Origin of the sequence: Pseudomonas mangrovi (assembly GCF_003052585.1) — a bacterium.
Taxonomy (GTDB): domain Bacteria; phylum Pseudomonadota; class Gammaproteobacteria; order Pseudomonadales; family Pseudomonadaceae; genus Aquipseudomonas; species Aquipseudomonas mangrovi.
Genome location: NZ_QASN01000014.1, coordinates 125,350 through 148,395 on the forward strand (window position 1 = coordinate 125,350; position 23,046 = coordinate 148,395).

At 64.9% G+C, this 23,046-nt stretch carries 22 protein-coding genes and 2 pseudogenes; 12 read left to right on the forward strand and 12 right to left on the reverse strand.

Translation table 11 applies throughout. The annotated features are described in order from the left end of the window. Positions 1–218: 218 nt before the first annotated feature. The 3 genes and pseudogenes from fadD1 (at position 219) to DBO85_RS19660 (ending at position 3,755) form a co-directional block, all read left to right on the forward strand. Positions 219–1,907 carry a long-chain-fatty-acid--CoA ligase FadD1 gene (fadD1, locus tag DBO85_RS08005; protein ID WP_108106740.1) on the forward strand — a complete coding sequence of 563 codons (1,689 nt, stop codon included), beginning with the start codon at positions 219–221 and terminating at the stop codon, positions 1,905–1,907. Between the two features lie 195 nt (positions 1,908–2,102). Then, positions 2,103–2,897, forward strand: a pseudogene (locus DBO85_RS19655) (cache domain-containing protein); the annotation flags it as partial. Positions 2,898–2,999: 102 nt separating this feature from the next. Further along, positions 3,000–3,755: a methyl-accepting chemotaxis protein gene (locus DBO85_RS19660; RefSeq protein WP_407681454.1), complete on the forward strand. Its 756-nt coding sequence runs from the start codon at positions 3,000–3,002 to the stop codon at positions 3,753–3,755. A 1-nt stretch (position 3,756) separates the two neighbouring features. On the opposite strand, the gene DBO85_RS08015 is transcribed toward DBO85_RS19660, so the two are convergent. From DBO85_RS08015 to DBO85_RS08025, 3 genes are all read right to left on the reverse strand, one after another. Further along, positions 3,757–4,605, reverse strand: a complete 849-nt coding sequence (locus DBO85_RS08015; RefSeq protein ID WP_108106742.1) for an ion transporter — start codon at positions 4,603–4,605, stop codon at positions 3,757–3,759. Between the two features lie 176 nt (positions 4,606–4,781). Continuing rightward, a complete protein-coding gene (locus DBO85_RS08020) occupies positions 4,782–5,675 on the reverse strand; it encodes a hypothetical protein (RefSeq protein ID WP_108106743.1) in 894 nt (297 codons plus the stop codon). Next, positions 5,672–6,388 carry a hypothetical protein gene (locus tag DBO85_RS08025; RefSeq protein ID WP_108106744.1) on the reverse strand — a complete coding sequence of 239 codons (717 nt, stop codon included), beginning with the start codon at positions 6,386–6,388 and terminating at the stop codon, positions 5,672–5,674. Before DBO85_RS08025 ends, DBO85_RS08020 begins: the two co-directional genes overlap by 4 nt. A 213-nt stretch (positions 6,389–6,601) precedes the next feature. On the opposite strand from DBO85_RS08025, the gene hrpA reads away from it, so the two are divergent. Further along, positions 6,602–10,699: an ATP-dependent RNA helicase HrpA gene (gene hrpA / locus DBO85_RS08030; protein ID WP_108106745.1), complete on the forward strand. Its 4,098-nt coding sequence runs from the start codon at positions 6,602–6,604 to the stop codon at positions 10,697–10,699. Between the two features lie 34 nt (positions 10,700–10,733). Here the strand turns inward: hrpA and DBO85_RS19420 are convergent, their stop codons facing one another. Continuing rightward, positions 10,734–11,099, reverse strand: a complete 366-nt coding sequence (locus DBO85_RS19420) for a GNAT family N-acetyltransferase (RefSeq protein ID WP_233356573.1) — start codon at positions 11,097–11,099, stop codon at positions 10,734–10,736. Positions 11,100–11,296: 197 nt separating this feature from the next. Next, positions 11,297–12,013 (reverse strand): hypothetical protein, encoded by a 717-nt coding sequence (locus DBO85_RS08040; protein ID WP_108106747.1) that lies wholly within the window; start codon positions 12,011–12,013, stop codon positions 11,297–11,299. An 830-nt stretch (positions 12,014–12,843) separates the two neighbouring features. Here DBO85_RS08040 and DBO85_RS08045 point away from each other — a divergent pair. The 3 genes from DBO85_RS08045 (at position 12,844) to DBO85_RS08055 (ending at position 14,610) form a co-directional block, all read left to right on the forward strand. Beyond that, entirely contained in the window at positions 12,844–12,993 is a 150-nt protein-coding gene (locus tag DBO85_RS08045; RefSeq protein ID WP_108106748.1) for a DUF3096 domain-containing protein, read from the forward strand. 261 nt (positions 12,994–13,254) lie between these two features. Next, positions 13,255–14,292, forward strand: coding sequence for a sensor domain-containing diguanylate cyclase (locus DBO85_RS08050; RefSeq protein WP_108106749.1), 1,038 nt, complete (start codon positions 13,255–13,257; stop codon positions 14,290–14,292). A gap of 90 nt (positions 14,293–14,382) precedes the next feature. After that, complete coding sequence (locus DBO85_RS08055) at positions 14,383–14,610, forward strand: DUF3820 family protein (RefSeq protein ID WP_108106750.1); 228 nt, start codon at positions 14,383–14,385, stop codon at positions 14,608–14,610. A 36-nt stretch (positions 14,611–14,646) separates the two neighbouring features. Here the strand turns inward: DBO85_RS08055 and DBO85_RS08060 are convergent, their stop codons facing one another. Beyond that, positions 14,647–15,219 (reverse strand): COG3904 family protein, encoded by a 573-nt coding sequence (locus tag DBO85_RS08060; protein ID WP_108106814.1) that lies wholly within the window; start codon positions 15,217–15,219, stop codon positions 14,647–14,649. A 160-nt stretch (positions 15,220–15,379) separates the two neighbouring features. Here DBO85_RS08060 and DBO85_RS08065 point away from each other — a divergent pair, with 160 nt between their 5' ends. Then, a complete protein-coding gene (locus tag DBO85_RS08065; RefSeq protein WP_108106751.1) occupies positions 15,380–15,817 on the forward strand; it encodes an HIT family protein in 438 nt (145 codons plus the stop codon). Positions 15,818–15,979: 162 nt separating this feature from the next. On the opposite strand, the gene lepB is transcribed toward DBO85_RS08065, so the two are convergent. The 5 genes from lepB to DBO85_RS08090 form a co-directional block, all read right to left on the reverse strand. Beyond that, complete coding sequence (gene lepB / locus DBO85_RS08070) at positions 15,980–16,507, reverse strand: signal peptidase I (RefSeq protein ID WP_108106752.1); 528 nt, start codon at positions 16,505–16,507, stop codon at positions 15,980–15,982. 123 nt (positions 16,508–16,630) lie between these two features. Next, on the reverse strand, positions 16,631–17,152 hold the full coding sequence (locus DBO85_RS08075; protein WP_108106753.1) for a hypothetical protein: 522 nt from the start codon (positions 17,150–17,152) through the stop codon (positions 16,631–16,633). Positions 17,153–17,524: 372 nt separating this feature from the next. Continuing rightward, complete coding sequence (locus DBO85_RS08080) at positions 17,525–18,115, reverse strand: DUF4166 domain-containing protein (protein WP_108106754.1); 591 nt, start codon at positions 18,113–18,115, stop codon at positions 17,525–17,527. A 78-nt stretch (positions 18,116–18,193) separates the two neighbouring features. After that, positions 18,194–18,826: a C40 family peptidase gene (locus DBO85_RS08085; RefSeq protein WP_108106755.1), complete on the reverse strand. Its 633-nt coding sequence runs from the start codon at positions 18,824–18,826 to the stop codon at positions 18,194–18,196. 40 nt (positions 18,827–18,866) lie between these two features. Beyond that, a complete protein-coding gene (locus DBO85_RS08090) occupies positions 18,867–19,268 on the reverse strand; it encodes a DUF4878 domain-containing protein (protein WP_108106756.1) in 402 nt (133 codons plus the stop codon). 290 nt (positions 19,269–19,558) lie between these two features. Here DBO85_RS08090 and DBO85_RS08095 point away from each other — a divergent pair, with 290 nt between their 5' ends. The 3 genes and pseudogenes from DBO85_RS08095 (at position 19,559) to DBO85_RS19670 (ending at position 21,594) form a co-directional block, all read left to right on the forward strand. Further along, complete coding sequence (locus DBO85_RS08095; protein ID WP_108106757.1) at positions 19,559–20,095, forward strand: PAS domain-containing protein; 537 nt, start codon at positions 19,559–19,561, stop codon at positions 20,093–20,095. Between the two features lie 680 nt (positions 20,096–20,775). Next, positions 20,776–21,126 (forward strand): annotated as a pseudogene (locus DBO85_RS19665) (methyl-accepting chemotaxis protein); the annotation flags it as partial. A 51-nt stretch (positions 21,127–21,177) separates the two neighbouring features. Continuing rightward, complete coding sequence (locus tag DBO85_RS19670; protein ID WP_407681455.1) at positions 21,178–21,594, forward strand: CZB domain-containing protein; 417 nt, start codon at positions 21,178–21,180, stop codon at positions 21,592–21,594. Positions 21,595–21,603: 9 nt separating this feature from the next. Here DBO85_RS19670 and DBO85_RS08105 read toward each other — a convergent pair whose 3' ends face one another. Continuing rightward, positions 21,604–22,425, reverse strand: a complete 822-nt coding sequence (locus tag DBO85_RS08105; RefSeq protein ID WP_108106759.1) for an AraC family transcriptional regulator — start codon at positions 22,423–22,425, stop codon at positions 21,604–21,606. A 103-nt stretch (positions 22,426–22,528) separates the two neighbouring features. On the opposite strand from DBO85_RS08105, the gene DBO85_RS08110 reads away from it, so the two are divergent. Next, positions 22,529–23,041, forward strand: coding sequence for a carboxymuconolactone decarboxylase family protein (locus DBO85_RS08110; RefSeq protein WP_108106760.1), 513 nt, complete (start codon positions 22,529–22,531; stop codon positions 23,039–23,041). The last annotated feature ends 5 nt before the right edge of the window (positions 23,042–23,046 follow it).

Consider the following 23,046-nt stretch of genomic DNA (forward strand, 5'->3'; position numbering starts at 1 on the left):
ACCGCTGCCACCAAGGCGGCTGCAATCGCATCGTGACCGGAGCCCAGGCTCCGGTCTTTTTTTGCCTGCCGCCGCAGTCCGCGGCCTAGGCGCTCCGTGGCAAAGCTGCTACTCTCGCCCCGCCTTTTTTGCCAGCCTCCCGCTGTCCAGCAAGAGCAAACACACAACAAATCAACCGTGCGCGGTGAAGACTAGCGTTGCATTTAGGAGTTGCCTCCATGACCGAAAACTTCTGGAAGGATAAGTACCCAGCCGGCATTTCCGCCGAGATCGACCCGGATGCCTATCCGAACGTCCTGGCCGTACTCAAGCAATCCTGCCAACGCTTCGCCGACAAGCCGGCCTTCACCAACATGGGCAAGACCCTGACCTACGGTGAGATGTACGAGCTGTCCGGCGCCTTCGCCGCCTACCTGCAGGAACACACCGATCTGCAGCCGGGCGACCGCATCGCGGTACAGATGCCCAACGTGCTGCAGTACCCGATCGTGGTCTTCGGTGCCATTCGTGCCGGCCTGGTCGTGGTCAACACCAACCCGCTCTACACCGTGCGGGAGATGGAACACCAGTTCAACGATTCCGGCGCCAAGGCGCTGGTCTGCCTGGCCAACATGGCCCACCTGGCCGAAGACGTGGTGCCCAAGACCGGCATCAAGCACGTCATCGTCACCGAGGTCGGCGACATGCTGCCGGCGCTCAAGCGCCTGCTGGTCAACAGCGTGGTCAAGTACGTCAAGAAGATGGTCCCGGCCTACAACCTGCCGCAGGCGGTCAAGCTCAACGATGCCCTGGCCAAGGGCCGTGGTCGTCCGGTGCGCGAGGCCAATCCGAGCGGTAACGACGTTGCCGTGCTGCAGTACACCGGCGGCACCACCGGCGTGGCCAAGGGCGCGATGCTGACCCACCGCAACCTGATCGCCAACATGCAGCAGTCCCATGCGCTGATGGCTTCCAACCTGCAGGACGGCCTGGAAGTCGTCATCTGCCCGCTGCCGCTGTATCACATCTACGCCTTCACCTTCCATTGCATGGCGATGATGCTCAGCGGCAATCACAACATCCTGATCACCAACCCGCGCGACATTCCGGCCTTCGTCAAGGAGCTGTCGCAGCATCGCTTCAGCGTTTTCGTCGGCCTCAATACCCTGTTCGTCGCCCTGTGCGGCAGCGAAGACTTCCGCAAGCTGAACTTCTCCGCGCTCAAGCTCACCCTCTCTGGTGGCATGGCGTTGCAGCTGGCCAGCGCCGAGCGCTGGAAGGAAGTCACCGGCTGCTCGATCTGCGAAGGCTACGGCATGACCGAAACCAGCCCGGTGGTCTCGGTGAATCCCTACGAGAACATCCAGATCGGCACCATCGGCATCCCGGTGCCGTCGACCCTGTGCAAGGTTGTCGACGACGAAGGCAAGGATCTGCCGATGGGCTCGATCGGCGAGCTGTGCGTCAAGGGCCCGCAGGTGATGAAGGGCTACTGGCAGCGCGAAGAGGCCACCGCCGAGATCCTCGACGCCGAGGGCTGGCTGAAGACCGGCGACATCGCGGTGATCCAGGAAGACGGCTTCATCCGCATCGTCGACCGCAAGAAGGACATGATTCTGGTCTCTGGCTTCAACGTGTACCCGAACGAGCTGGAAGACGTCCTCGCGACCCTGCCGGGCGTGCAGCATTGCGCGGCTATCGGCACCCCCGATGAGAAGTCCGGCGAGGCGATCAAGGTCTTCGTCGTCACCAAGTCGGGCGAGAGCCTGACCAAGGAGCAGGTGATTGCGCACATGCGCGCCAACGTCACTGGCTACAAGGTGCCCAAGGCCGTCGAGTTCCGCGACAGCCTGCCGATGACCAACGTCGGCAAGATCCTGCGTCGCGAGCTGCGCGACGAGGAACTGAAGAAGCTGGGCAAGAAGTAATCCGCCCGGTCTGAAAGAGCCCCGCCTTGTGCGGGGCTTTTTATTGCTCCTGAGAAAGGAACGGCTCTATTTCGGCTACTACGACTAAATGACGCGCTTTTTGAATGGTTATTGCTGCTAGGCTGAGCAGAACGTGAGTCTTAATCTTGAAAGGAGAGTGCCATGCTCGGTTCGTTGCGGTTGCGTTCCAAGCTGATGCTGCTTGCTCTGGGTCCCATACTGCTGCTGGCGATTACCCTCAGTGGTGTTTCGCTCATACAGCTGCAACGTCTCGCAGATCAGCAGCAGCTGAGCACCCGGGAGAGTCTCACCCGTGACCGCCGGGCCGAGCTCGAGAACTACGTGACCCTGGCGCGTAACGTGATCGCGCCGCTCTATGATGCGTCCGCCGATGGCGACATGGCTGCACGTGACGAGGCGATTCTGCTGCTCGAGCGACTGGCCTACGGTAAAGACGGCTATTTCTGGGCCTACGACGAGCAATCCGTCCGGGTCATGCACGGCAACACGCGCCAGAACATCGGCCAGAGCTATGCCGACTTCCGCGATCCCAACGGTGTCTACGCAATCCGTGATCTGGTGCGTGCCGCGCAGGATGGCAGTCACTACGTCAGCTACAGCTTCGAGGCCGTCAACATCTCCGAGCCTATCCCGAAGATCGGTTACGCCTGGTACCTGCCGAAATGGCGCCTGGCGATCGGCACCTCGCTCAACCTGGATGGTGTGGAGCGCGACGTGGCCCTGGCTCACGAGGATTTTCATGGCCGAATCAATGCGCTGCTGGCGGTGATGATCGGCTCCACGGTCGTCCTCCTGGGGCTGATTTCACTGCTGGCGGTAATGTTCGGTCGGGCCCTGCTGCGTCCGCTGCTGCAGATCCGAGACAGCCTCGACGATATGGCGGCCGGCGAAGGCGACCTTACCCGACGCCTGCCGGCAGGCGGGCGAGACGAGTTGGGCGAGCTGGCCGGTGCGTTCAACCGGTTCGTGGAAAAGATCCAGGCGCTGGTCCAACAGGTGGCGCAGACCAGTACCCAGATGGGCACGCTTGTGACGGCGGTTGACAGCCAGGCGCAGCGCTCGCAGCAGGCGATGGATGCGCAGCGCCAGGAAACCGAACAGGTCGCTACTGCGATCAACGAGATGTCCGCTGCCGCCCATGAAGTGGCCATGAGCGCCCAGCGCGCCGCCGAGGCCGCGCGCGAAACCGACTGCCAGGGGCAGCAGGCCAGTCGGGTGGTGGGTGCCAGCGTCGAGCAGATCCACGCCTTGGTCGAGGAGTTGCGCAGCAGCGGCGCGGCGCTCGCCGGTCTGCAGCAGGACGTGCAGGGAATCGTCGGTGTGCTGGAAGTGATCCGCTCCATCGCCGATCAGACCAATCTGCTCGCCCTCAACGCCGCCATCGAGGCGGCCCGCGCCGGCGAGGCGGGGCGTGGTTTCGCGGTGGTTGCCGACGAGGTGCGCGCGCTGGCCAGCCGCACCCAGCAGAGCACTGGCGAGATCCAGGCGATGATCGACCGGTTGCGCACGGCGACTAGCCAGACAGTCACGCTGATGCAGCGTGCCGGGGAGAAGGGCGAGAGCACCAGCGAGCAGGCCAGCGAGGCGGGCCGGGCACTGGACGTGATCGCCGAGCTGATCGGCACCATCAACTCGATGAACGCGCAGATCGCCAGCGCCGCCGAAGAACAGACCGCGGTGGCCGAGGAGATCAACCGTAGCGTGCACCAGATCGCCGATGCGGTGGAGGGCGTGGCCGGCGACGCCCGTGAAGGTGCCCGAACTGCCCAGCAACTACGCGGGTTGGGCGAGCGTCTGCAGACACTGGTCGGCCAGTTCCGCGTCTGATTCAGTCCGCGGTGGGCTCGCGTTCGCTGCGGAACAGCTGGCTGCCGCAGCGGCTGCAGAACGCGGCATTGGACTCGTGGTGGTCCTTGCCACAGCTGGGGCAGGGGTGCTCCAGTGTCTCCTGGCGCATCGCGTTGGCCAGCTCGGCGGTGAAGATGCCGGTCGGCACGGCGATGATCGAGTAGCCGGTGATCATGATCATCGTCGCCAGCGCCTTGCCCAGTACGGTGTGCGGCACCATGTCGCCGAAGCCGACGGTGGTCAGGGTCACCACCGCCCAGTAGATGCTCATCGGGATGCTGGTGAAGCCATTCTCCGGCCCTTCGATGACGTACATCAGCGCGCCGTAGATGATCACCAGTGTGGTCACGGTGAACAGAAATACCACGATCTTCTGCTTGCTGCCGCGCAGTGCCACCAGCAGGAAGTTGGCCTGGCTCAGGTACGGCGTTAGCTTGAGCACGCGGAAGATGCGCAGCATGCGCACCACGCGGATCACCAGCAGAAACTGGGCTTCAGGCAGTAGCAGCGCAGCGAAGGCCGGCAGCACCGAGAGCAGATCGACCGCACCGTAGAAGCTGAAAATGTATTTGCGCGGCTCCGGGTGGCAGTAGATGCGTAGCGCGTATTCCAGTGCGAACAGGGTGGTGAAGCCCCATTCCAGAGCGGTGAACAGCTCGCCATAGCGAAGATTTACCGCCGCCACGCTGTCGAGCATTACCACCAGCAGGCTGGCCATGATCACCAGCAACAGCAGGGTGTCGAAGCGCTTTCCGGCGGGCGTGTTGGTGAAGAAGATGATGATGTAGAGGCGTTCGCGCCAGGGCATGCCCTTGAAGGAGTCGTCCATTGTGGTCCGGGTCGAATGTCGTGAAAGGGGGGCGAAGCCTTGGTCTCGCAGCCTGGCCGAAGGTTCGCCGTGGTCAGTCGGTGCTGCGCTGAGCAAAGAGGTTTCCAGCCGGGGAGTCTGTTGAGCTTTGCACGCCGGCGTCAACCGTTTGCCGGCGGCTGACCGCTGCGCCTTGGCTACCTGGCGGCCTGCAGGGGCACCGATTTGAGCCAGCCGCGCATGTCCATGAACAGCGAGCGCTCAGGTGTCTGCGCGAGCAAACGGCCGCGTTCGACGAAGCGTCCACCGCCCAATTGATAACGCAACGTGGTTTCGCTGCTGTTGCTGGCGGCGAAGTGCCCGGTCTGCATATCCAGCAAAAGTACCTGCAGCATCTCGCGCAGCCCGCCGTGCAGTACCTGACGATAGGCAGCGGCATCGTTGGCGAGCCAGGGCTGCAGCCCCAGGTTGGCGGTGGAATCGAGTGGCCAGGGTGCTGCGTCGATCACCTCGATGCGGCCGCGATAGAGCACTTCGTGGCCAAACAGCAGGCTGATTTCGGTGACCAGATGCAGACGGTCGAGTTCGTCACCGAAAATCGCCTGGGGTTCGAAGCGCAGACGATACGGGCTTTCGGGTTGCGCTGCGCCCAGATCACCGGCAGCCAGTTCCGCCTGCAGGGTCTGGGTGAACCAGAAATCGAGTCCTTGTGCTGCGATGGCCTGGCGCAAGGGAGCGACCAGGTCGGCCGCCTGCCGGTCCGTTTCAGCCTGGATGCGCGACGCGTTGATCTGTGCCACCAGCAAGCTACCGATCAGCGCCCCAGCAACCCCTGCACCGGGCCCTGCGACGCCGGCCTGGCCACCAATGCGTCCTGCCTCGCTGGCGCCCTGGCCGCCGGCGAGCATCGCCTGGGCATCGCCAGGTACACGGGCTTGCGCCAAGCGTTCAATGCTGGTGTCGACGTCGATGGCGTAACCCTGCTGCTGCAGCAGCGGCAGCAGATCCTGGGTGACCTGAGGCTGCAGGGCCGGCGGGCTGGCACAGCCGGCCAGCACCAGCAGCACGCCGGCGAACAGCGCGCGGCTCACGGGTGCTGGGCGCTGATCAGCGGCCTGCGGAAGGGGCTGATCATCTGCTGTTCGGTGCTGTCGAGCAGTTGATAGAAGGCATTGGTCAGGTTGGGAAAATCCGGTCCTTCGTCCCATTCACCTTCGGCGGCTCGCGATGCCGCAATCGGCTGGTAGTGCAGCAGGCGGTTGTCATCCAGGTCGATCACCTGGGCCAGGCCACCGATCTGGGCGACAGGGTCGCTGGTGGGGATCATCGAGTAGTAGCTGCGCACGGTGCCAACCTGGCTCAGGGAAACCAGCACCAGTTTATCGATCTGATGTTGCTGCTTGAGCGCGCGGTAGTCCTGGCCGGCGTAACCCAGGCCGGCCTTGTGCCTGGGCAGCTGCGCAGGCAGCACCGGCTGCTCGATGACCCTGGCGTTGTAGCCACGCGAGTTGAGCTCCTCGGCGATCTGCTTGGGTACGTCGCGAAAACTGGCGACGTCCCAGGTATCGACCTTGCGCTTGAGGCCGGCCGCCATGCTGTTGTTGAAGGCCAGGTCGAGTAGCCCCTGGTTGCCGACCATGCTCACGAACGGCCTGGGTGGCTCGACGTAGGCAATGCCGATCACTTCGTCGCGTTCGTTCCAGAGTGCGTTGTCGAGTTCGAGCGGTTGCTGGGCCTTCGAGGCGCAGCCGCCGAGAACGGCGGCCAGGGCGAGCAGAACGAGGTGCAGACGCAGGTACTTCACGAGTCAATTCCTTTTGCAGATTTGCGAAAGGCCGCGATTCTAGGGACGTCCGTGCCGTCAGGCCATGACCGCGCGGCGGACAGCACCACCGATATGCTTTTTTGCGAACCGTGGCGCAAATCGTCTGGGGCTACGCAAGCCGGTACGGGTTTGCCGAGCGGGCATGCAAATCTGCGACAATCGCGACCTTTGCGCATTGCCCCAAGGCTGTACATGAACGACGCGACGCCCGATCTCGACACCCTGCAGAAGAATATCGACCAGGCCATGCTTGCCGACCGGCATCGTCTGCGCCGGCAACTGCATGAGCTGCGCAAACAGGCACAGCCGGATCCGGCGAAGCTTGCGCAGTGGCTGGCGCGCTTCGAGCAGTCCTGCGCCAGGGCCGCTGCGCGTCGGCAGAGCATTCCGCTCATCCGTTATGACGACGCCCTGCCGATCGCCGCCAAGCGCGAGGAGATCAAGGCCGCGCTTCAGAAGCACCAGGTGCTGGTGATCGCCGGCGAAACCGGGTCCGGCAAGACCACCCAGTTGCCGAAAATCTGCCTGGAGCTGGGCCGTGGTGTGCACGGCCTGATCGGCCACACCCAGCCGCGCCGTCTGGCCGCGCGCAGCGTGGCGACCCGCGTGGCGGAGGAAATCGGCACGCCGCTGGGCGAGCTGGTCGGCTATCAGGTGCGCTTCGAGGACCAGAGCAAGGACAGCTCGCTGATCAAGCTGATGACCGACGGCATCCTGCTGGCCGAGACCCAGCATGATCGCTACCTGGAAAAGTACGACACCCTGATCATCGACGAGGCCCACGAGCGCTCGCTGAACATCGATTTCCTGCTCGGCTACCTGAAGACCCTGCTGCCGCGCCGCCCCGACCTGAAGCTGATCATCACCTCGGCGACCATCGACCTCGAACGTTTCAGCAAGCACTTCGGCGGTGATGGCCGGCCCGATGCGCCCATCATCGAGGTCTCCGGGCGCACCTATCCGGTGGACACCTGGTATCGCCCGCTGGCTGCCGAGGTCGACGAGGAGGGTGAGCGTCTGCTGGATGACCTGAGCGTCGACCAGGGCATCCTCGCCGCACTGGAAGAGATCGAGGCGTTCGAGCGGTCCGAGGGCAAGCGCCCCGGCGACGTGCTGGTGTTTCTGCCCGGCGAGCGCGAGATTCGCGAGGCGGCGGAGGTACTGCGCAAGGCCAATCTGCGTTTTACCGAAGTGCTGCCGCTGTACGCCCGACTGACCCCGGCCGAGCAGCAGAAGATCTTCCAGCCGCGCCCGGCGCGCAAGATAGTGCTGGCGACCAACGTCGCCGAGACCTCGCTGACGGTGCCGGGCATCCGCTACGTGATCGATTCGGGCACCGCGCGGATCAGCCGCTACAGCTACCGCTCCAAGGTGCAGCGCCTGCCCATCGAGGCGGTGTCCCAGGCCAGCGCCAACCAGCGCAAGGGCCGCTGCGGCCGGGTCGAGCCGGGCATCTGCATCCGGCTGTACAGCGAGGAGGATTTCCTCGGTCGTCCCGAGTTCACCGATCCGGAGATCCTGCGCACCAACCTGGCCGCAGTGATCCTGCAGATGCTGCATCTGCGCCTGGGCAATATCGAAGACTTTCCGTTCATCGAACCACCGGATGGCAAGGCCATCAGCGATGGCTTCACCCTGTTGCAGGAACTGTCGGCGGTCAACCGCGAGAGCCAGCTGACGCCGCTGGGTCGCCAGCTGGCGCGTCTGCCGATCGATCCGCGGCTGGCGCGCATGGTCCTGGAAGGGGCGGCGCTGGGGAGTCTCGACGAGGTGCTGATCGTCGCCAGCGCGCTCTCGGTGCAGGACCCGCGCGAACGGCCGATGGATCGCCAGCAGGCGGCCGATCAGGCGCACGCGCAGTGGAAGGACGTCGACTCGGACTTTGCCGCGCTGATCAATCTCTGGCGCGGCTTCGAGGAGAAGCGCCAGGAGCTCGGTGCGAACCCGCTGCGCAGTTGGTGCAAGAAGAATTTCCTCAACTACATGCGCCTGCGCGAGTGGCGCGACGCGCACCGGCAACTGGTGCTGATCACCCGCGAGCTGCAATTGGACTATGGCAAAGGCCGTAGGGTGGACAACGCCGCAGGCTTGTCCACCAAGGTGGATGGCTCCGGCCATCCACCCTACAAAGGCAACCGCACCACCGCGCAACAGGCCAAGCCCACCACCGATACCAAAGTCAACGTCATCGTCCGCGAGCAGGCCGAGGCCAGCGAGGCGGCCCGGCGTGCCCAGGGCTACGCGGCGGTGCACAAGGCGATCCTCTCCGGCCTGCTCAGCCAGATCGGCCAGAAGACCGAGGAGGGCGACTACCTGGGCGCGCGTCAGCGGCGTTTCTGGGTTCACCCCGCCTCGGTGATCGGGCGCAAGAAGCCGCAGTGGGTGATGGCCGCCGAACTGGTGGAAACCACCAAGCTGTTCGCGCGCATGGTGGCGAAGATCGAACCGGACTGGATCGAACCGCTGGCCGGGCACCTGATCAAGAAGAACCACTTCGAGCCGCACTGGGAGAAGAAGCGCGGCCAGGTGGTGGCGTTCGAGCAGGTCACGCTCTACGGCCTGATCGTGGTCGGTCGGCGGCCGGTTCACTACGGCCCGGTCGACCCGGTCGCGTCGCGCGAGCTGTTCATCCGCGAGGGCCTGGTGCGTGGCGAGATCAACAGTCGTGCCCGCTGCCTCGCTGCCAACCGCCAGTTGCTCGAGCGCCTCGACGAGCTGGAAGCCAAGTCGCGTCGGCGCGACATCCTCGCCGACGAGGAAACCCTGTTCGGCTACTACGACGCGCGGCTGCCGGCGGATATCTGCCAGGCCGCGAGCTTCGAGAGCTGGTACAGGCGCGAAGGCGAGAAGACCCCGCAGCTGCTGATCATGCGCGAGGAGGATGTGCTCGCCCGCGACGCCAGCGAGGTGACGGCGGCGCAGTACCCCGACCAGTTGCAACTGGGCGAGCTGCAACTGCCGCTGAGCTATCACTTCGAGCCGGGCCACCCGCGTGATGGCGTCACCCTGCGGGTACCGGCGCCGCTGTTGCCGCAGCTGCCCGCCGAGCGCCTGGACTGGCTGGTGCCGGGGCTGATCGAGACCAAGGCCATCGCGCTGGTTCGCAACCTGCCCAAGGCGCTGCGCAAGAACTTCGTGCCGGTACCGGACTTCGTTGGCGCGGCGCTGGCGCGGATCGTCTTCGCCCAGGGCTCGCTGATCGAATCCCTGGGCCGCGAGCTGACACGAATGACCGGCGTGCGGGTCTCCGAGGAAGCCTGGGGCGAGGCTGCCGCAGGGCTCGACAGCCATCTGAAGATGAACCTGGAAGTGGTGGATGCGCGCGGCAAGTTCCTCGGCGAAGGCCGCGATCTGGCTGAGCTCTGTGCCCGCTTTGCCGAGGCCAGCCAGGCCGCGCTGGCCATCCCGCAGCAGAAGCAGGAGCACAAGCCGCTCGAGGCCAAGGCTTTCGCCGAAGTTGCGCAGAAGACCCAGCAGAAGATTGCCGGCCTTTCCATGACGGTATTCCCGGCGCTGGTGGAGGAGGGTGGTGAAGTCAGCGAAGAGCGCTTCGCGACCCAGGCCGAAGCCGACTTCCAGCACCGCCGCGCATTGCAGCGTCTGCTCCTGCAGCAGCTGGCCGACCAGGCGAAGTTCCTGCGTGGCAAGCTGCCGGGGCTGACCGAGCTGGGGCTGCTCTATCGTGAGCTGGGCCGTCCCGAGGCGCTGGTCGAGGACATCCTGCTGGCCAGCCTGGATGCCTGCATCCTCGAGGGCGAGCCGAACCTGCCGCGTGACGGTGCCGGCCTGGCTGCGCTGGCCGAACGCAAGCGTGGCGACTGGACGGCCCAGGCCGAGCGGATTGCCCGCGTGGTGCTGGAGATCCTCAAGCTGGCCCACGGCCTGCACAAGCGCTTCAAGGGCAAGATCGACCTGGCCCAGGCGATGGCGCTCAACGACATCAAGCAGCAGCTGGCGAACCTGGTCTACCCGGGCTTCGTGCGCGAGACGCCGGGTGAGTGGCTGAAGGAAATCCCGCGTTATCTCAAGGCCATCGAACAGCGCTTCGACAAAATCGGCGCGCAGCTGCAGCGCGACCGCGTCTGGACCGGCGAGCTGGCCGCCGCCTGGCAGCAGTACCAGACCCGCCTGGCCAAGCACGCCCAGGAAGGCAAGCGCGACCCGCAGCTGTTGTTGTACCGCTGGATGCTCGAGGAATACCGCGTTTCGCTGTTTGCCCAGCAACTCGGGACGAAGATGGCGGTTTCCGACAAGCGCCTGGCCAAGCAGTGGAGTGCGGTGGAGGGCTGAAGCACCTCTGTCGAGCGTGGGGCTCGGGCCGGGCCTAGCAGGCGGGACTGAGTCGAGCCGGACCGAGTCGCTTGCGCAGGTACACCCGCGCCAGACCCCGTTCGGTTCGGCGTGCGAATTCTTCGTAGCCGATCCGGGCGTAGAGGGCGCGGTTCTCCAGCATCTTCTCGTGGGTGTAGAGATAGATGGCGTCGTAGCCTGCGGCGCGAGCGCGCTGTTCGGCCAATTGCAGAAGCCTCCTGCCAATACCTGAACCCTGCGCCGCCGGGCTTACTGCGACGTTGTCGAGCAGGAAGCCTTCTTCCGTACGCTTCAGCACCACAACGCCGCACAGCGACTGATCTGCCAGTGCAACAAAGACCTCATGCCGGCGAATGACTTCCTTGTAGTCCTGCAGCATGGGCGCCGGCATGCGTCCGAGGCGTGCGCGATAGTGCTCGTAGGCAGCCGTCACACAATGCGTAACGGCGCCGACGTCAGCCTCGGTAGCGGGGCGCAGGACGGTTTCTGCGGTGCTCGTCGATGGGCGGCGAAGTCCCGGCGCGACAGGGCCGCTGCCAGGTGCGGCGGGCTGAGCGCAGCTCGCCGGTCTGCGGTTCATAGTCTGGTTGGGCGAAGCACGTTCAATCGCTTGCGCCAGTGCTGCAGCCAGGTCTTGTGGCTGGACAGGTTGCCGACGATGGTGGGATCGCCAGGATCGATGGTGTAGATATGCCCGCTGCCCAGCTCGATCACCACCTGGAAGTCGGGGATATCCTTGTGGACCTCGAAATAACGCTCAAGCGCCGTCAGATCCGCGTTCGCGTTGGCCCAGCGATCAGCTGAAAAATTCTTGCGGCCGCCTATCACTCTCTCGATCTCGTCGGCGACGAGATTGGGATAGTTGTGGCTCTCCTGCCGCCCTAGCGCATGATTGGCATCGATGAACTGTTCGATGAAAGCCTTGGCAGGCTCGCCCTGCATCTGCACATCGACCAATGCTTGCTCCGCGGACGTTACCGGGCCGAGGGACGGGACCTTGACGCCGGCGCCGTTAAGCGTGAGCAATTGCTCGATTTCACTGGTTACCGCACGCCACTTCGAGCCATGGCTTCCGGCGGTGGCGACCGCCACCACCCATGGTTTGCCAACCACCCGAAAGATCTGTTTGTTGTTGCCCGAGCCCAGCGGAGCCAGCGTTCCGTCGTTCACCAAGCGCTCGATGGGGCCGCCGTCGAGATCCAACAGGTCCTGGCGGATATCCAGCGAGCCTTCAGCACGCTCCCGTGCGTCCCGCGGAGCCGCTATCACCGGCAGTACGTGATTGGCGACCACCGCTTGCGGTCCTCGCATCGGCGTCGGTGGCGCTACGCGCAGCTGGACTACCGGCTCCGGCGCTTGAACGGGTGCTCGCAACGGCGTGTTTGTCGCGCCAACCGTCTGGGTTGTCGGAGCAGTGGTCGGGGGTGTGCCAGCTTGGGCCGCGTCTCCCTGTTGATACAGGGAGCAGTTCGTATTGCTGCATCCCGATCCCCCCTGCTTATAGAGTCGACTGCAAACCGTGCAGTTCTTCCATCCCACAGGAATCTCCTTCTGCAAGTGTCAGTCGGGTTGCGCGCCGACGTCCGCGACTGCCGATAGCCGTTTGCACAGTGTTTCTGCCGTGCCAGCGCGCCTGGCTGGGCGGCGCGAGCGGCGTTGCGTCCAGCGTCCAGGGGCGGTCGAAGTTGCAGCGTTCCGGCCATGGCGATGCCCGAGTGCGATGGTCGCGCGTGTGCTTAGACGAGAATTGTTCTTGGAAACATATACAGCAGCACGCGCAGTGAGACGAGTCACTGTTGGAAAACTGTGGCATGGCTCACCCTTCGGCATCGAGACGGGGACCGATCTCCTCGGGTTTGTGGCGTAGAACAAGGCTTAGGAACCTGCTCTTTGATTCACGCGTTCCAGACATGTCGTTTCGATCTGCTGGGTATCGCAGTCGCGGTTACGGGAGGGGATTTTTAGTGACCCCAGGGGTCATAAACCGGCATGGGATGAATCCGCCAGTTACCCGAACGCCGCTGGCGGTTGTGCATGCGTGCAGCGCAGCGTGGCCTGATCGGTTTGTTTCGCCCAGAAGCGAGCATACTCCCGGCCTCACCGACAATAAGAAGGACTCCATCATGAATATCGCACTGACCCCGCTGATTTCCCTGATCGCCGGCATTCTGATTCTGCTGATGCCGCGCCTGCTGAACTACATCGTCGCCATCTACCTGATCGTGATCGGCGTGGTGGGTCTGGCGGGCAACAACTTCGATCTGACCTTCTAGCCGAACAGCCAGGCGTCGCCCAGGCGCGGAGCGGTCCATTGCCCGCGCCGCGCCTGAGTTTCGCCCGCCGTTGCGGTGCCTGAGTGTCTGCAAAGCACGATACGTCGCGTGCTTCTCCCCGCGTAGCAGGATCCATGACGCGCAGCCCTGGCGCTTTTCGTCGCTTTCATTTACTACTTTTGCCGCTACCGGCGTTGTCCACGTGGGGCGGCCCTGCGTGCACCGTTGACAATGCCAGCCTCGAACCGCGACGGAGCCCCCATGGACCCGATACTTTCGCTACTGGCCGAAACCATGCCGAAGGCCAGAACGCTGGAGCAACTGACACGCCCGTTGCTGGCGTTGCTGAATCGGATCACCGGGCTGGAGTCGACCTACCTCACCAGCATCAATCTCGATCAGGGCCTGCAGAAGGTGGAGTTCGCGCGCAACGCCGGCCAGATGCAGATCCCCGAGGGGCTGGTGGTGCCCTGGGAAGACACGCTGTGCAAACGTGCCCTCGATGAGGACCGAACCTACACCAGTGACGTGCCGGGTTGCTGGGGCGATTCCGTCGCTGCCCGCGCGCTCGGCATCCGTACCTACGCCAGCGCCCCCATCCACGCCCATGACGGTCGTTTGCTGGGTACCGTGTGTGCGGCCAGCGCCGAGCAGATTGCCGAGACACCCGATGTTCAGGGATTTCTGCGTCTGCTGTCCGCGCTGCTCGGTTTTGCCCTGGAGCGGGAAGATCTGGTCGAGCGTCTGCAGCAGAGCAATGCTGAACTGGCCAGCATGGCGCTGACCGATGCCCTGACCGGGTTGCTCAACCGCCGGGCGATCCTCGACCAGCTGACCCGGATGCTGGCGCAGGCCCGGCGTGACCGGATGCCGGTGCTGGTGGGCGTGGTCGATCTGGACGGTTTCAAGTCGATCAACGACAACCACGGCCATCAGGCGGGTGACCGCTTTCTGCTGCAGGTGGCGAAACGGATGAAGGACTGTCTGCGGGTCTCCGACCTGATCGGGCGCACCGGCGGCGACGAGTTCGTGGTGGCGGCGGTGGGGCCGGTATCCGAGAGCGAACTCGGTTCGCCGCTCATGCAGCAGGCGCTGGACGGCCTGCAGGTGCGCCTGAGCCTGGCGACGCAGGGCAACTATCGTCTGGATGATGCGCAGCAGGAGCTGCGCTATGCAGGGGCGAGTGTCGGCGTGGTGGCGGTGTCCGCGGACGAGCTGGACGCCGAGGAGGCGGTAAAGATGGCCGACCGCGAGATGTATCGGGTCAAGCAGCAGCGCAAGAACGCGCGTGCCGGCTGAGCGCTCCTGCACGGCCATGGTCGCTGCTCAGGGCCGGATCGCGGGTTGCCTGTGGCAGTATCTGCCGCTGCGCACCCTCAGGAACCTGCAATGAATCCGGAAGACCTTCTGCGTCTGGTGACCCAGACCATGCCCTACGGCAAGTACAAGGGACGGCTGCTTGCCGATCTGCCGGGCAACTATCTGAACTGGTTCGCCCGTGAAGGCTTCCCGGCCGGGGAGATCGGCAGGCTGCTGGCGCTGATGCAGGAGATCGACCACAACGGTCTCAAGCCGCTGCTGGAGCCCCTCAGGCGCACCGCCAGCCGACCTGAGTAACGCGCGAGCGTCGGGGACCCGCGGCCCGCTTGGATCTCAGCGCAGGCCGAAGCGGCTCAGTTCCTGTTCCGACAGCACACGCATGCGTCCAGGCTCGATCCGCTGCATCTCGTCGACCAGCGTCGGCGCGACCTTCATCTCGCGGAAGTAGGCGCGCGGGTTGTAGTGGATGCCCTTGTGGCTGAGTTCGGCCAGCGACGAGTCCCCCGCCGGGTAGTAGGGTCGATGCAGGCCGACCGCGCCACGCACGGTCTTCTTGTGCCCGGCGGCGAGCAGATAGACGCAGGCGCCCTGGCACAGGCCGGTCGAGGGCACTATCACGTCGAAACCGGTTTCACGTAGCAGGCGGCCCATGCGTATCGCTTCCGGAACGCTGCCGCCGATGCTGTCGAGCAGGACGATCTTGCGTGCGTGCTTGCCGGGGTTGGCCATGATGCCCTTGAACAGTACTTCGTAATCGCCCGGCGCGATGTCTTCGGAAATCTTCGCGGCGAGGATCGGCCCCAGGTTGGTGTGCTGCACGGGTTCTATCTCGACCCGGGCGAAAGCCGCGGTGGCATGCAGGCTGGCGATGAGCAGAAGGCAGGTGCGCAGGGTACGGCTGATCATGGTTGTGGCGAATATCAGGCTGGTGCAAAGGCCTGCACCATACCCGTGTTGCGGCCTTTTCGCACCGGCATCGGTCGCCGGGTTGGCCATCCTGGGGCTGTTAACCGATGGCGCGCGAGGCTATGGTGCGCATCTTCCATCCATCGGCCCGGAGCAACCCATGAGCCTGCACGGTACCTACGACCCGCAGAACATCTTCGCCCAGATCATTCGCGGCAATGCCCCCTGTTTCAAACTGTACGAGGATGAGGACGTGCTGGCCTTCCTCGACCTGTTCCCGCAGTCGCATGGCCACAGCCTGGTCATCCCGAAGAACGCCCAGGCGCGCAACCTGCTGGACGTCGATGGCGGCAGCCTGGCCAAGGTGATGGCCGTGGTGCAGAAGGTCGCCGCGGCACTGGTCGAGGAGCTGTCGCCGGCCGGCGTGCAGGTGGCGCAGTTCAACGGCGCGCCGGCGGGGCAGACGGTGTTCCATCTGCACTTTCACGTGATCCCGCGCTTCGACGGGGAGAACCTGGGCATCCACGCCGCCGGCAAGGCCGACCCCGAGCAGCTCGAACAGCTGCGGGTGCGCCTGGCCAGCAGACTGCAGGGCTGAAGCCCGGCATCGCGCCGGGCTAGCAGGCTGTTGAAAACTACCTGCGTGGCCATCGCGGCGTTAAAAACCGGCTCAAAATGCTCATTTACAACGCGTAAGCTGCGCTTTTTCGCCGGTTCTTGCCTTGCGCTGGCTGCCTCGCCAACGTTTTTCAACAGCCTGCTAGAAGGCTTTCTCGACTCTGCCGAAGAACGCCTTGCGCCCGACCGGGCCGAAATGGCGACTGTCCTTCGAGTTGTCGCGGTGGTCGCCGAGCATGAAGTATTCGTCGGCGGCCAGGCTGCGCTCGGCCATGTCCTGGCCGTGACGCGGGCCGAACGCTGGCGCTGGATGCAGGTAGGGTTCATCGACCGTCTCGCCGTTTACCAGCAGCCGGCCCTGCTTCAGCGCGACGCGGTCGCCGGGAAGGGCGACCAGGCGTTTGACGAAGGCAGCCTCGCCCTCAGGCGGTAGAAAAACCACTATCTCGCCACGTTGCGGCTCGCTCACGGCATGTGCCCAGGCACTCACGAGAATCAGGCGGCCGGGCGCGAGCGTAGGTGCCATGGAGGCTGACGGCTGACTGAAAGGTGCGATGCCGAGCAGACGCAGGCGCGGGTCGTGGCTGGCGGTGCCCAGCGGATTGACCAGGTAGAGCGCCAGCAGACCGACCAGCAGGCCGGCGCTGATCTTCCAGAAACCGATACGCATCGCAACTCCTTGGAGGGCCTGAGGCAGGGCTGCGACCTTAACCAAACGCCGGCAGCGGGTACAGCCCCGCCGCCGGCCGCCTGCACAGCGATCGTGTCGTAGCGCGGGTGGTCATTGCCCGGTTCAGCGTCCGCGCGGGTTGCCCATGCTCGGCGCGCGCTCGGGGCGAACGCTGGTATTGGCGGCACGGGCGATGGTCGCCAGATCGTTGGGCGTCACTACCGGGCGCCCATGCGGCGCAGTGCCGTAGTAACGCCGGCTTCCGGGCAGGATCCGTGGCAGACCACCCGTCACCAGCAGCGTCAGCACACAGGAGCAGCAACTGCGGTCGGTCAGGTTGTAGGTGCCAATGGCTCGCCAGGCAGCCCAGCAGTCGAGGATCGCGTCCTCGTCCAGTGAAGCAGGCATGTCATAGCTTGCGGGCAGGCGATTGCCCTCGCTGGCGCAGTCGATCCGGTACACCTCGGCCGCGCCGGCGACGGTCTCGCTGCCGATGAAATACTGATGCGCTGCCTCCGTGGTCGACACCGAGCCGAGCAACGGCCACCAGCTTATGTAGGTACTGCCGCAGGTCATCGCGCCATGGCCGACGTTGCCGCCGCTGCCAATGACGCCTGTGCCGGGCCAGACATGAACGGTCACCATGCTGCATCCTCCTGTGTCGTTAGCAGGCTGTTGAAAAACTACCTGCGTGGCCATCGCGGCGTTAAAAACCGGCTCAAAATGCTCATTTACAGCGCGTAAACTGCGCTTTTTCGCCGGTTTTTGCCTTGCGCTTACTGCCTCGCCAACGTTTTTCAACAGCCTGCCAGGCTGATCGCGCGGAGTCCTCCGGGCGATGGCGGTGCTGCAGGCGTTCGGGATTGCCGCGAAGAGGGATGCTGGCCGAGCGTCACAGCCAGAGCAGCATAGCTGCTGTGCCGGGGCGTGCGTTGTGCTCCTGCGGATGCGCAATACGCTGCGCTTGTTGTGCTCTACGAGGGCGCTGCTGGCTCGCTGTCGCAATGACCGCGCCGTTCAGCTGGCGCTCATCTCCAGCTCGCCGGCATAGCCGAGCAGCTGGCCGAGCAGGGGCAGGTTGAAGCTGACCGAGAACTGGTAGCGTTCGCCCGTTGGCCCGCTGACGATACGCTTGTAGGCATGCGAGCGCGGCAGCAGCAAGAGTGGCAGGGGCATGCCGTGCAGGCGCATTGCCCGCGGTTGCCAGAACCAGCCGCCCTCGGTGATCGCCACGCCCAGCTGCAGGGTCACCGGCCCGCTGGTTTCGCTCCAGTGGCCCTCGGGATAGCGACCGTGCGGGGTGAACAAGGAGTTCATGCGCTGGCTGCCGGCGAAGACCCGGTTCCAGTGCAGGCCCTGGGCGTCGTGGCCGATCTCCACCCGCAGTGCGACCCGTCCCGGCTCGCTCGGCAGGCCGAGACGCCGCCCGAGGCGCCGGCCGATCAGGCCGGCCAGTCCCCGTCCGTAGGTCAGCTCGACGTCTCCCTCCAGTGCGCCACCCTGCAGATGCAGGCGCTGCAGCAACGGATGCAGGCGGGCGAAGTCGGCGCCGAACCATTGGTTGACGAGGTTGTTCGAGGATTCGGTGGCGCTCTGCTGGTCGGTCATCCTTGCTCTCTGCGGGTGGCGATGCGCCACCTTAGCCGTAGCGCTGTCGCGCCACAATGACCGGCGAGTCACGCCGCTTCAGTGTGCCTGTGGCCGATAGATCCAGCTGATCTGGGCGTACTCGGCGAAGGCGCGGGGAAACAGATAATCGCCGCGAAAGAACGCCAGGTTGACGGCGCTCCAGCCTGGATCGAAATCGGGTACCTGGGTGCGGATGGCGTCGGCCAGCAGGGTGGTGCAGTAGCGATGGGGTTCACCGCGTGGCTGGATCACGAAGGCCTGGCCGCGCTGGGCCAGTAGTGTCTGGGCAATGCTCAGCTTCTGCTGCGCATCGAGAAAGGTCGGCCGAGCGATGGCGAAGTCGTGGGCAAGGCTTGGGTGGACGAATTCGTCCAGGCTGCTGAGCAATACCTGGTCGGGATGTTCGGGTTGGTCGTCGGTGCTGGCGTGGACGATCAGCACCTGCGGGCTGCTCGCCACGATCATGCCGATATGCGAATAGTCGCTGCCGCTGAGCTGGCGAATGACACTGCTGTCGGTAGAGGTGCCGCTGCGGAAGATCCAGTCGCCCACGGCGAGTTCTGGCAATGGCGGCAGGACGACGGTCGCTACCGGCTGGGTGCGCAGGGAGAGCGCAATGCCGATGAGTGCGAGCAGGAGCAGGGCAGGAAGCCAGCGGCGAGGCCGGCGAGCGAAAGTGGCGAGAGACATGGGCGAGACCGGCGCCGGTGAGGGCGCCGGTGCGACGCTGTTAGAGCTTGATCTTCCAGTCGCCGTCGACCTTGGTCAGCTTGACCTGTTCAGTGGTCTTCTCGTCGTTCTTCTTGAAGGTGACGGTGACCGGCACGCTGGCGCTGGTCTTGTCATCGTTGTAGCTGGCGGTACCTGCTTCGATCTCGTCGATGCCACCCTTCTCGGCCGCCATGGCAGATGCCGGTGCCAGCATCATCTGCAGCTTGCCGCGCATCATGTCCTTCTGACCGTCCTCGAGTTCCTCAGGCAGTTCCACCAGGTCCATCAGGGTGTCGATATCCCCGCTGTAGGCAGCCTTGGTGAAAGCGACGGCGACCTGCTCCGGTTCGTTGGAGGAGGAGCAGCCGACCAGCACCAGAGAGACGACCACCAGGGCGAACCAGTTCTTGAGAGATTGCATGTAGCTTCCTTTGCGTTGGGTGTGGAGCGGCGATTCTAGCGCCCCGGACAGCGCGCGGCGAGCGGCGCGCCAGAGCCATTGCGTGGCGGAGGTCGCATTCCCGGGGCAGGTCGGCGGCGGTGGTGGAAGCGCAACGCGTGTCGCGCTGCGGGCTCAGGCGGGGCACGCCGGATTATTGATCGCCGGCAATGGAGTGGCGAATTGCCAGTGTGACAATCGGTGGCACGGTGCCTGGCACCGCGCCTGCACCTGCGGGCGACTCATCCGTTCCCCTGGCTGTACGGTGCGCCATGAAGCGAAAGATCATCCCCACCCGCAACGAGGTTCGCCTCGCCGACGACGAGTTCATCGTCAGCAAGACCGACCCCAAGGGTCGCATCACCTATGCCAACCGGACCTTCATGCGCATTTCCGGCTTTCCCGAGGCCGAGCTGCTGGGCATTCAGCACAATGTGGTGCGTCATCCGGATATGCCGCGAGGCGTGTTCAAGCTGCTCTGGGAGACCCTGGAGCGTGGCGATGAATTCTTTGGCTACGTGAAGAACCTGTGCCGTGACGGCAGCTACTACTGGGTGCTGGCCAACATCACGCCGGACCACGACATGCAGGGCAAGCTGCGCGGCTACTACTCGGTGCGGCGCAAGCCCCGGGCGGAAGCGGTGACGGCGATCGCCGCCCTGTATGCGCAGATGCTCGAGGTCGAGCGTGCCAGCGCCACCCAGGACGCGGTCGCGCGCTCGCTGGCGTTGCTTCAGCAGCATCTGGCGCAGTCCTCCAGCGACTACCTGTCCTTCGTCCTCGATTCCATTCGCGAGGGTGCCGCATGAGCTTCTCGAGTCCGCAGGCGCGCGGTGTCAGCGCCGGCCACCCGTTTCTTTCCAGCCTGATCCGCCTGCTCGGCGTGGCCATGGTGCTGGTTTCGCTGACCGGCGCGGTGCTGGTGATGATCCTTTATCAGGGCAGCTGGCTGTGGCTGGCCCAGCCGCTGTTGATTGCCGCCCTGAGCTTCGTGTTGCTGCATCGCCTGGAAAGGGTCGTGCTGACGCTGGAAACCATCTTTGAAACCATGCGCCAGGCGAATGCGGGAATCTTCTGCCGGCGCATCACCAATACCCAGCGTCTGGGCGAGGTGGGCATGGTGGCCTGGGAGGTGAACGACTTTCTCGACAAGGTGGAAAGCTACTTCAAGGAAGTCGACACCTGCTTCAGCAATGCGGCGCACGGCAACTACGCGCGTCCGGCGCTGGTCAGCGGGCAGCCCGGCATGCTCAAGAAGTCTCTGCTCAACATCAACCGCTCGATCGACATGATGAGTCGCAACGCCGAGCTGGTCGCCGCCAACGAACTGCACTCGGCGCTGCATTCGCTGAACATCCACAACCTGATCCGCAACCTGCGCGATACCCAGGAAGACCTGATGCAGATCGGCGAGCGCATGGGCCGGGTGGAGAACATCGCCAACGACACCGGCAACGCGGCGCAGGAGAGCCAGGTCGCGGTGCTGCGCATGGTCGACGCGCTGGACGACATCAGCCGCACCATCAATCAGGTCACCGAGGTGGTCAATCAGCTGGGTAGCGACAGCGCAAGGGTCCAGGGCTCGCTGTCGATCATCACCGAGATCGCCGATCAGACCAATCTGCTGGCGTTGAATGCGGCCATCGAGGCGGCACGTGCCGGCGATCAGGGCCGCGGCTTCGCGGTGGTCGCCGACGAGGTCAAGGCGCTGTCGCGGCGGACCAAGGAGGCCGCCATCGAAGTCACCGACACCATCAACGGCTTCAGCGCGCGGGTGCGCGAGACGGTGCTGCAGGCCGAGACCTCCAACCGGCTGGCCAGTCAGGTGGGTGAGGTGGTCACGGGTTTTCGTGCGCGCTTCGACACCTTTTCCAGCGGCGCCGGCCAGACCATGGAGGCGGTGGCCACCGCCAAGGACCAGGCGTTCAACGCGCTGATCAAGGTCGATCACATCGTCTTCAAGCAGAACGGCTACATCTCGCTGGATACCTCGGCCGCGCAGGAGGAGTCGCTGCGCGCGGTTGCCGCCGGGCCGCGCGAGTGCCGGCTGGGGCAGTGGTACTACCACGGCGAGGGCGCGCAGTGCTTCGGCCACACCGCGGGCTTCAGTGCGCTGGAGTCGCCGCATCTGCGGATTCACGAAGCGGTGCAGCAGGCGGTAGCGCTGCGCGAGGTCGATTGGGTGAAGCAGCCGCAGGCCAAGGCGCAGATCGTCGAGGCAATGGCGCGCGCCGAGAAGCAGAGCTATCAGCTGCTCAGCCATCTGGACGCGATGCTGGCGGAAAAACATGCCGGTCACGCCGGCTGAGCGGACGGCTCAGGGGTTCTCGGCCAGCCATTGTCGCGGGCTGCAACCGACGCGGCGGCGAAAGGCCCGCGCCAGCGCCGAGGCGCTTTCATAGCCGTTCTCCGCTGCCAACAGCGCCAGCGGGCGGCCTGCGCGCAGCCCCTTCTGCACCAGGCCGATGCGCCAGCCGAGCAGGTAGTCGCCAGGTGTGCAGCCGAGTACCTGGCGAAAGCGCGCGGCGAAGCGTGCCCGTGAGAGGTGTGCACAGCCGGCCATCTCCTCCAGCTGCCAGGGATGCCCGGGGCGTTCGTGGATGCCGGCCAGTGTCTGGGCCAGGCGGGGGTCGGCCAGGCCGGCGAGCAGTCCCACCTGCAGCCTCTGCTCCTCCAGCTGGCGCCGTAGCCACTCGATCACCAGCAGCTCGAACAGTCGATCCAGTACCGCCTGGCTACCCGGCGCGGGGTCGCTGGCCTCGCGTGCCAGCAGGTTGAACAGTGGCTCCAGCGACGCCAACTGCTTGCCCTGCAGGACCAGCCAGGCGGGCAGGCTGCTCGCCAGCGGGTGCGTGTTACCGCCAGCGAAGCTGAGCGTGGCGCACGCCAGCTGTGGCGATGTCTGTGGCAGGGGTTGCAGGCGATGCGCAACGGGACGCACGAACAGTAGCAGCGCTGGGGCCGTCACCAGTTGCTCGGGTTCACCGACGATCTGCAGGCGCAGACTGCCCTGGTGCAACAGATGCAGATGGCCGTGCTCGGCGCTGCCATAGAGATCGGTGCGCTGGCACAGCGGACCACGGAAGAAGGTGCCGGCGCGAAGGTTGAAGCGGGCCAGTAGCGGGGAAAGGGCATCCATGGCTAGATGAGACGATCTGTATGAAAAAAAGCGTTTGAGGTTGCCAAAAGTATCCCTGCAGGCGCCAGGCTACAAGCCTCGTTGTCCCTTCAGGAGCTACATCATGTCCGTTATCGCCTTGCCTTCCTCCTCGCAACTGCCTCTGCCCAGTCAGGCGCTGCTGGCAACCGTGCAACGCCGCCAGGGGCGGGTGCCGAACATGCTGCGGGTGCTGGGCCATTCGCCGGCGGCGCTGGCCGGCTATCTGCAGCTGGCCGAGCAGCTGGCCGGTGGCGGATTGAATGCAGCCGAGCGCGAGCGGGTGGCGCTGGCGGTCAGTCAGGCCAATGCCTGTGATTATTGCTTGCGTGCGCACGCCTGGCTCGCCGGGCGGCAGGGCCTGTCGAGTGAGGAGCAGGCGCTGGCGCGCCAGGCCGGTGAAGGCGATGCGCTGGCACAGTTCGCCCGCGCGCTGGTGGAAGGCCGCGGGCGGGTCGGGGATGAGGTGTTTGCCCAGGCCCGTCGCGCCGGTCTGGATGAGACGCGGATGGTCGAGGTGGTTGCCCAGGTCGCCTGCATGACCCTGAGCAACTACCTCAACAACCTGGCGCAGACGGAGATCGATTTCCCGGCCTGAGGTCC

Coding starts and splice junctions, on each gene's coding strand:
- DBO85_RS08060 (WP_108106814.1), bottom strand. CDS start 15,219: ATGATCAGCCGTACCCTGCGCACCTGCCTTCTGCTCATCGCCAGCCTG.
- DBO85_RS08080 (WP_108106754.1), bottom strand. CDS start 18,115: ATGACCGACCAGCAGAGCGCCACCGAATCCTCGAACAACCTCGTCAAC.
- hrpA (WP_108106745.1), top strand. CDS start 6,602: ATGAACGACGCGACGCCCGATCTCGACACCCTGCAGAAGAATATCGAC.
- DBO85_RS08045 (WP_108106748.1), top strand. CDS start 12,844: ATGAATATCGCACTGACCCCGCTGATTTCCCTGATCGCCGGCATTCTG.
- DBO85_RS19420 (WP_233356573.1), bottom strand. CDS start 11,099: ATGCTGCAGGACTACAAGGAAGTCATTCGCCGGCATGAGGTCTTTGTT.
- DBO85_RS08110 (WP_108106760.1), top strand. CDS start 22,529: ATGTCCGTTATCGCCTTGCCTTCCTCCTCGCAACTGCCTCTGCCCAGT.
- DBO85_RS08065 (WP_108106751.1), top strand. CDS start 15,380: ATGAGCCTGCACGGTACCTACGACCCGCAGAACATCTTCGCCCAGATC.
- DBO85_RS19670 (WP_407681455.1), top strand. CDS start 21,178: ATGGAGGCGGTGGCCACCGCCAAGGACCAGGCGTTCAACGCGCTGATC.
- DBO85_RS08050 (WP_108106749.1), top strand. CDS start 13,255: ATGGACCCGATACTTTCGCTACTGGCCGAAACCATGCCGAAGGCCAGA.
- DBO85_RS08090 (WP_108106756.1), bottom strand. CDS start 19,268: ATGCAATCTCTCAAGAACTGGTTCGCCCTGGTGGTCGTCTCTCTGGTG.
- fadD1 (WP_108106740.1), top strand. CDS start 219: ATGACCGAAAACTTCTGGAAGGATAAGTACCCAGCCGGCATTTCCGCC.
- DBO85_RS19660 (WP_407681454.1), top strand. CDS start 3,000: ATGGATGCGCAGCGCCAGGAAACCGAACAGGTCGCTACTGCGATCAAC.
- DBO85_RS08095 (WP_108106757.1), top strand. CDS start 19,559: ATGAAGCGAAAGATCATCCCCACCCGCAACGAGGTTCGCCTCGCCGAC.
- DBO85_RS08015 (WP_108106742.1), bottom strand. CDS start 4,605: ATGGACGACTCCTTCAAGGGCATGCCCTGGCGCGAACGCCTCTACATC.
- DBO85_RS08075 (WP_108106753.1), bottom strand. CDS start 17,152: ATGGTGACCGTTCATGTCTGGCCCGGCACAGGCGTCATTGGCAGCGGC.
- DBO85_RS08055 (WP_108106750.1), top strand. CDS start 14,383: ATGAATCCGGAAGACCTTCTGCGTCTGGTGACCCAGACCATGCCCTAC.
- DBO85_RS08085 (WP_108106755.1), bottom strand. CDS start 18,826: ATGTCTCTCGCCACTTTCGCTCGCCGGCCTCGCCGCTGGCTTCCTGCC.
- lepB (WP_108106752.1), bottom strand. CDS start 16,507: ATGCGTATCGGTTTCTGGAAGATCAGCGCCGGCCTGCTGGTCGGTCTG.
- DBO85_RS08105 (WP_108106759.1), bottom strand. CDS start 22,425: ATGGATGCCCTTTCCCCGCTACTGGCCCGCTTCAACCTTCGCGCCGGC.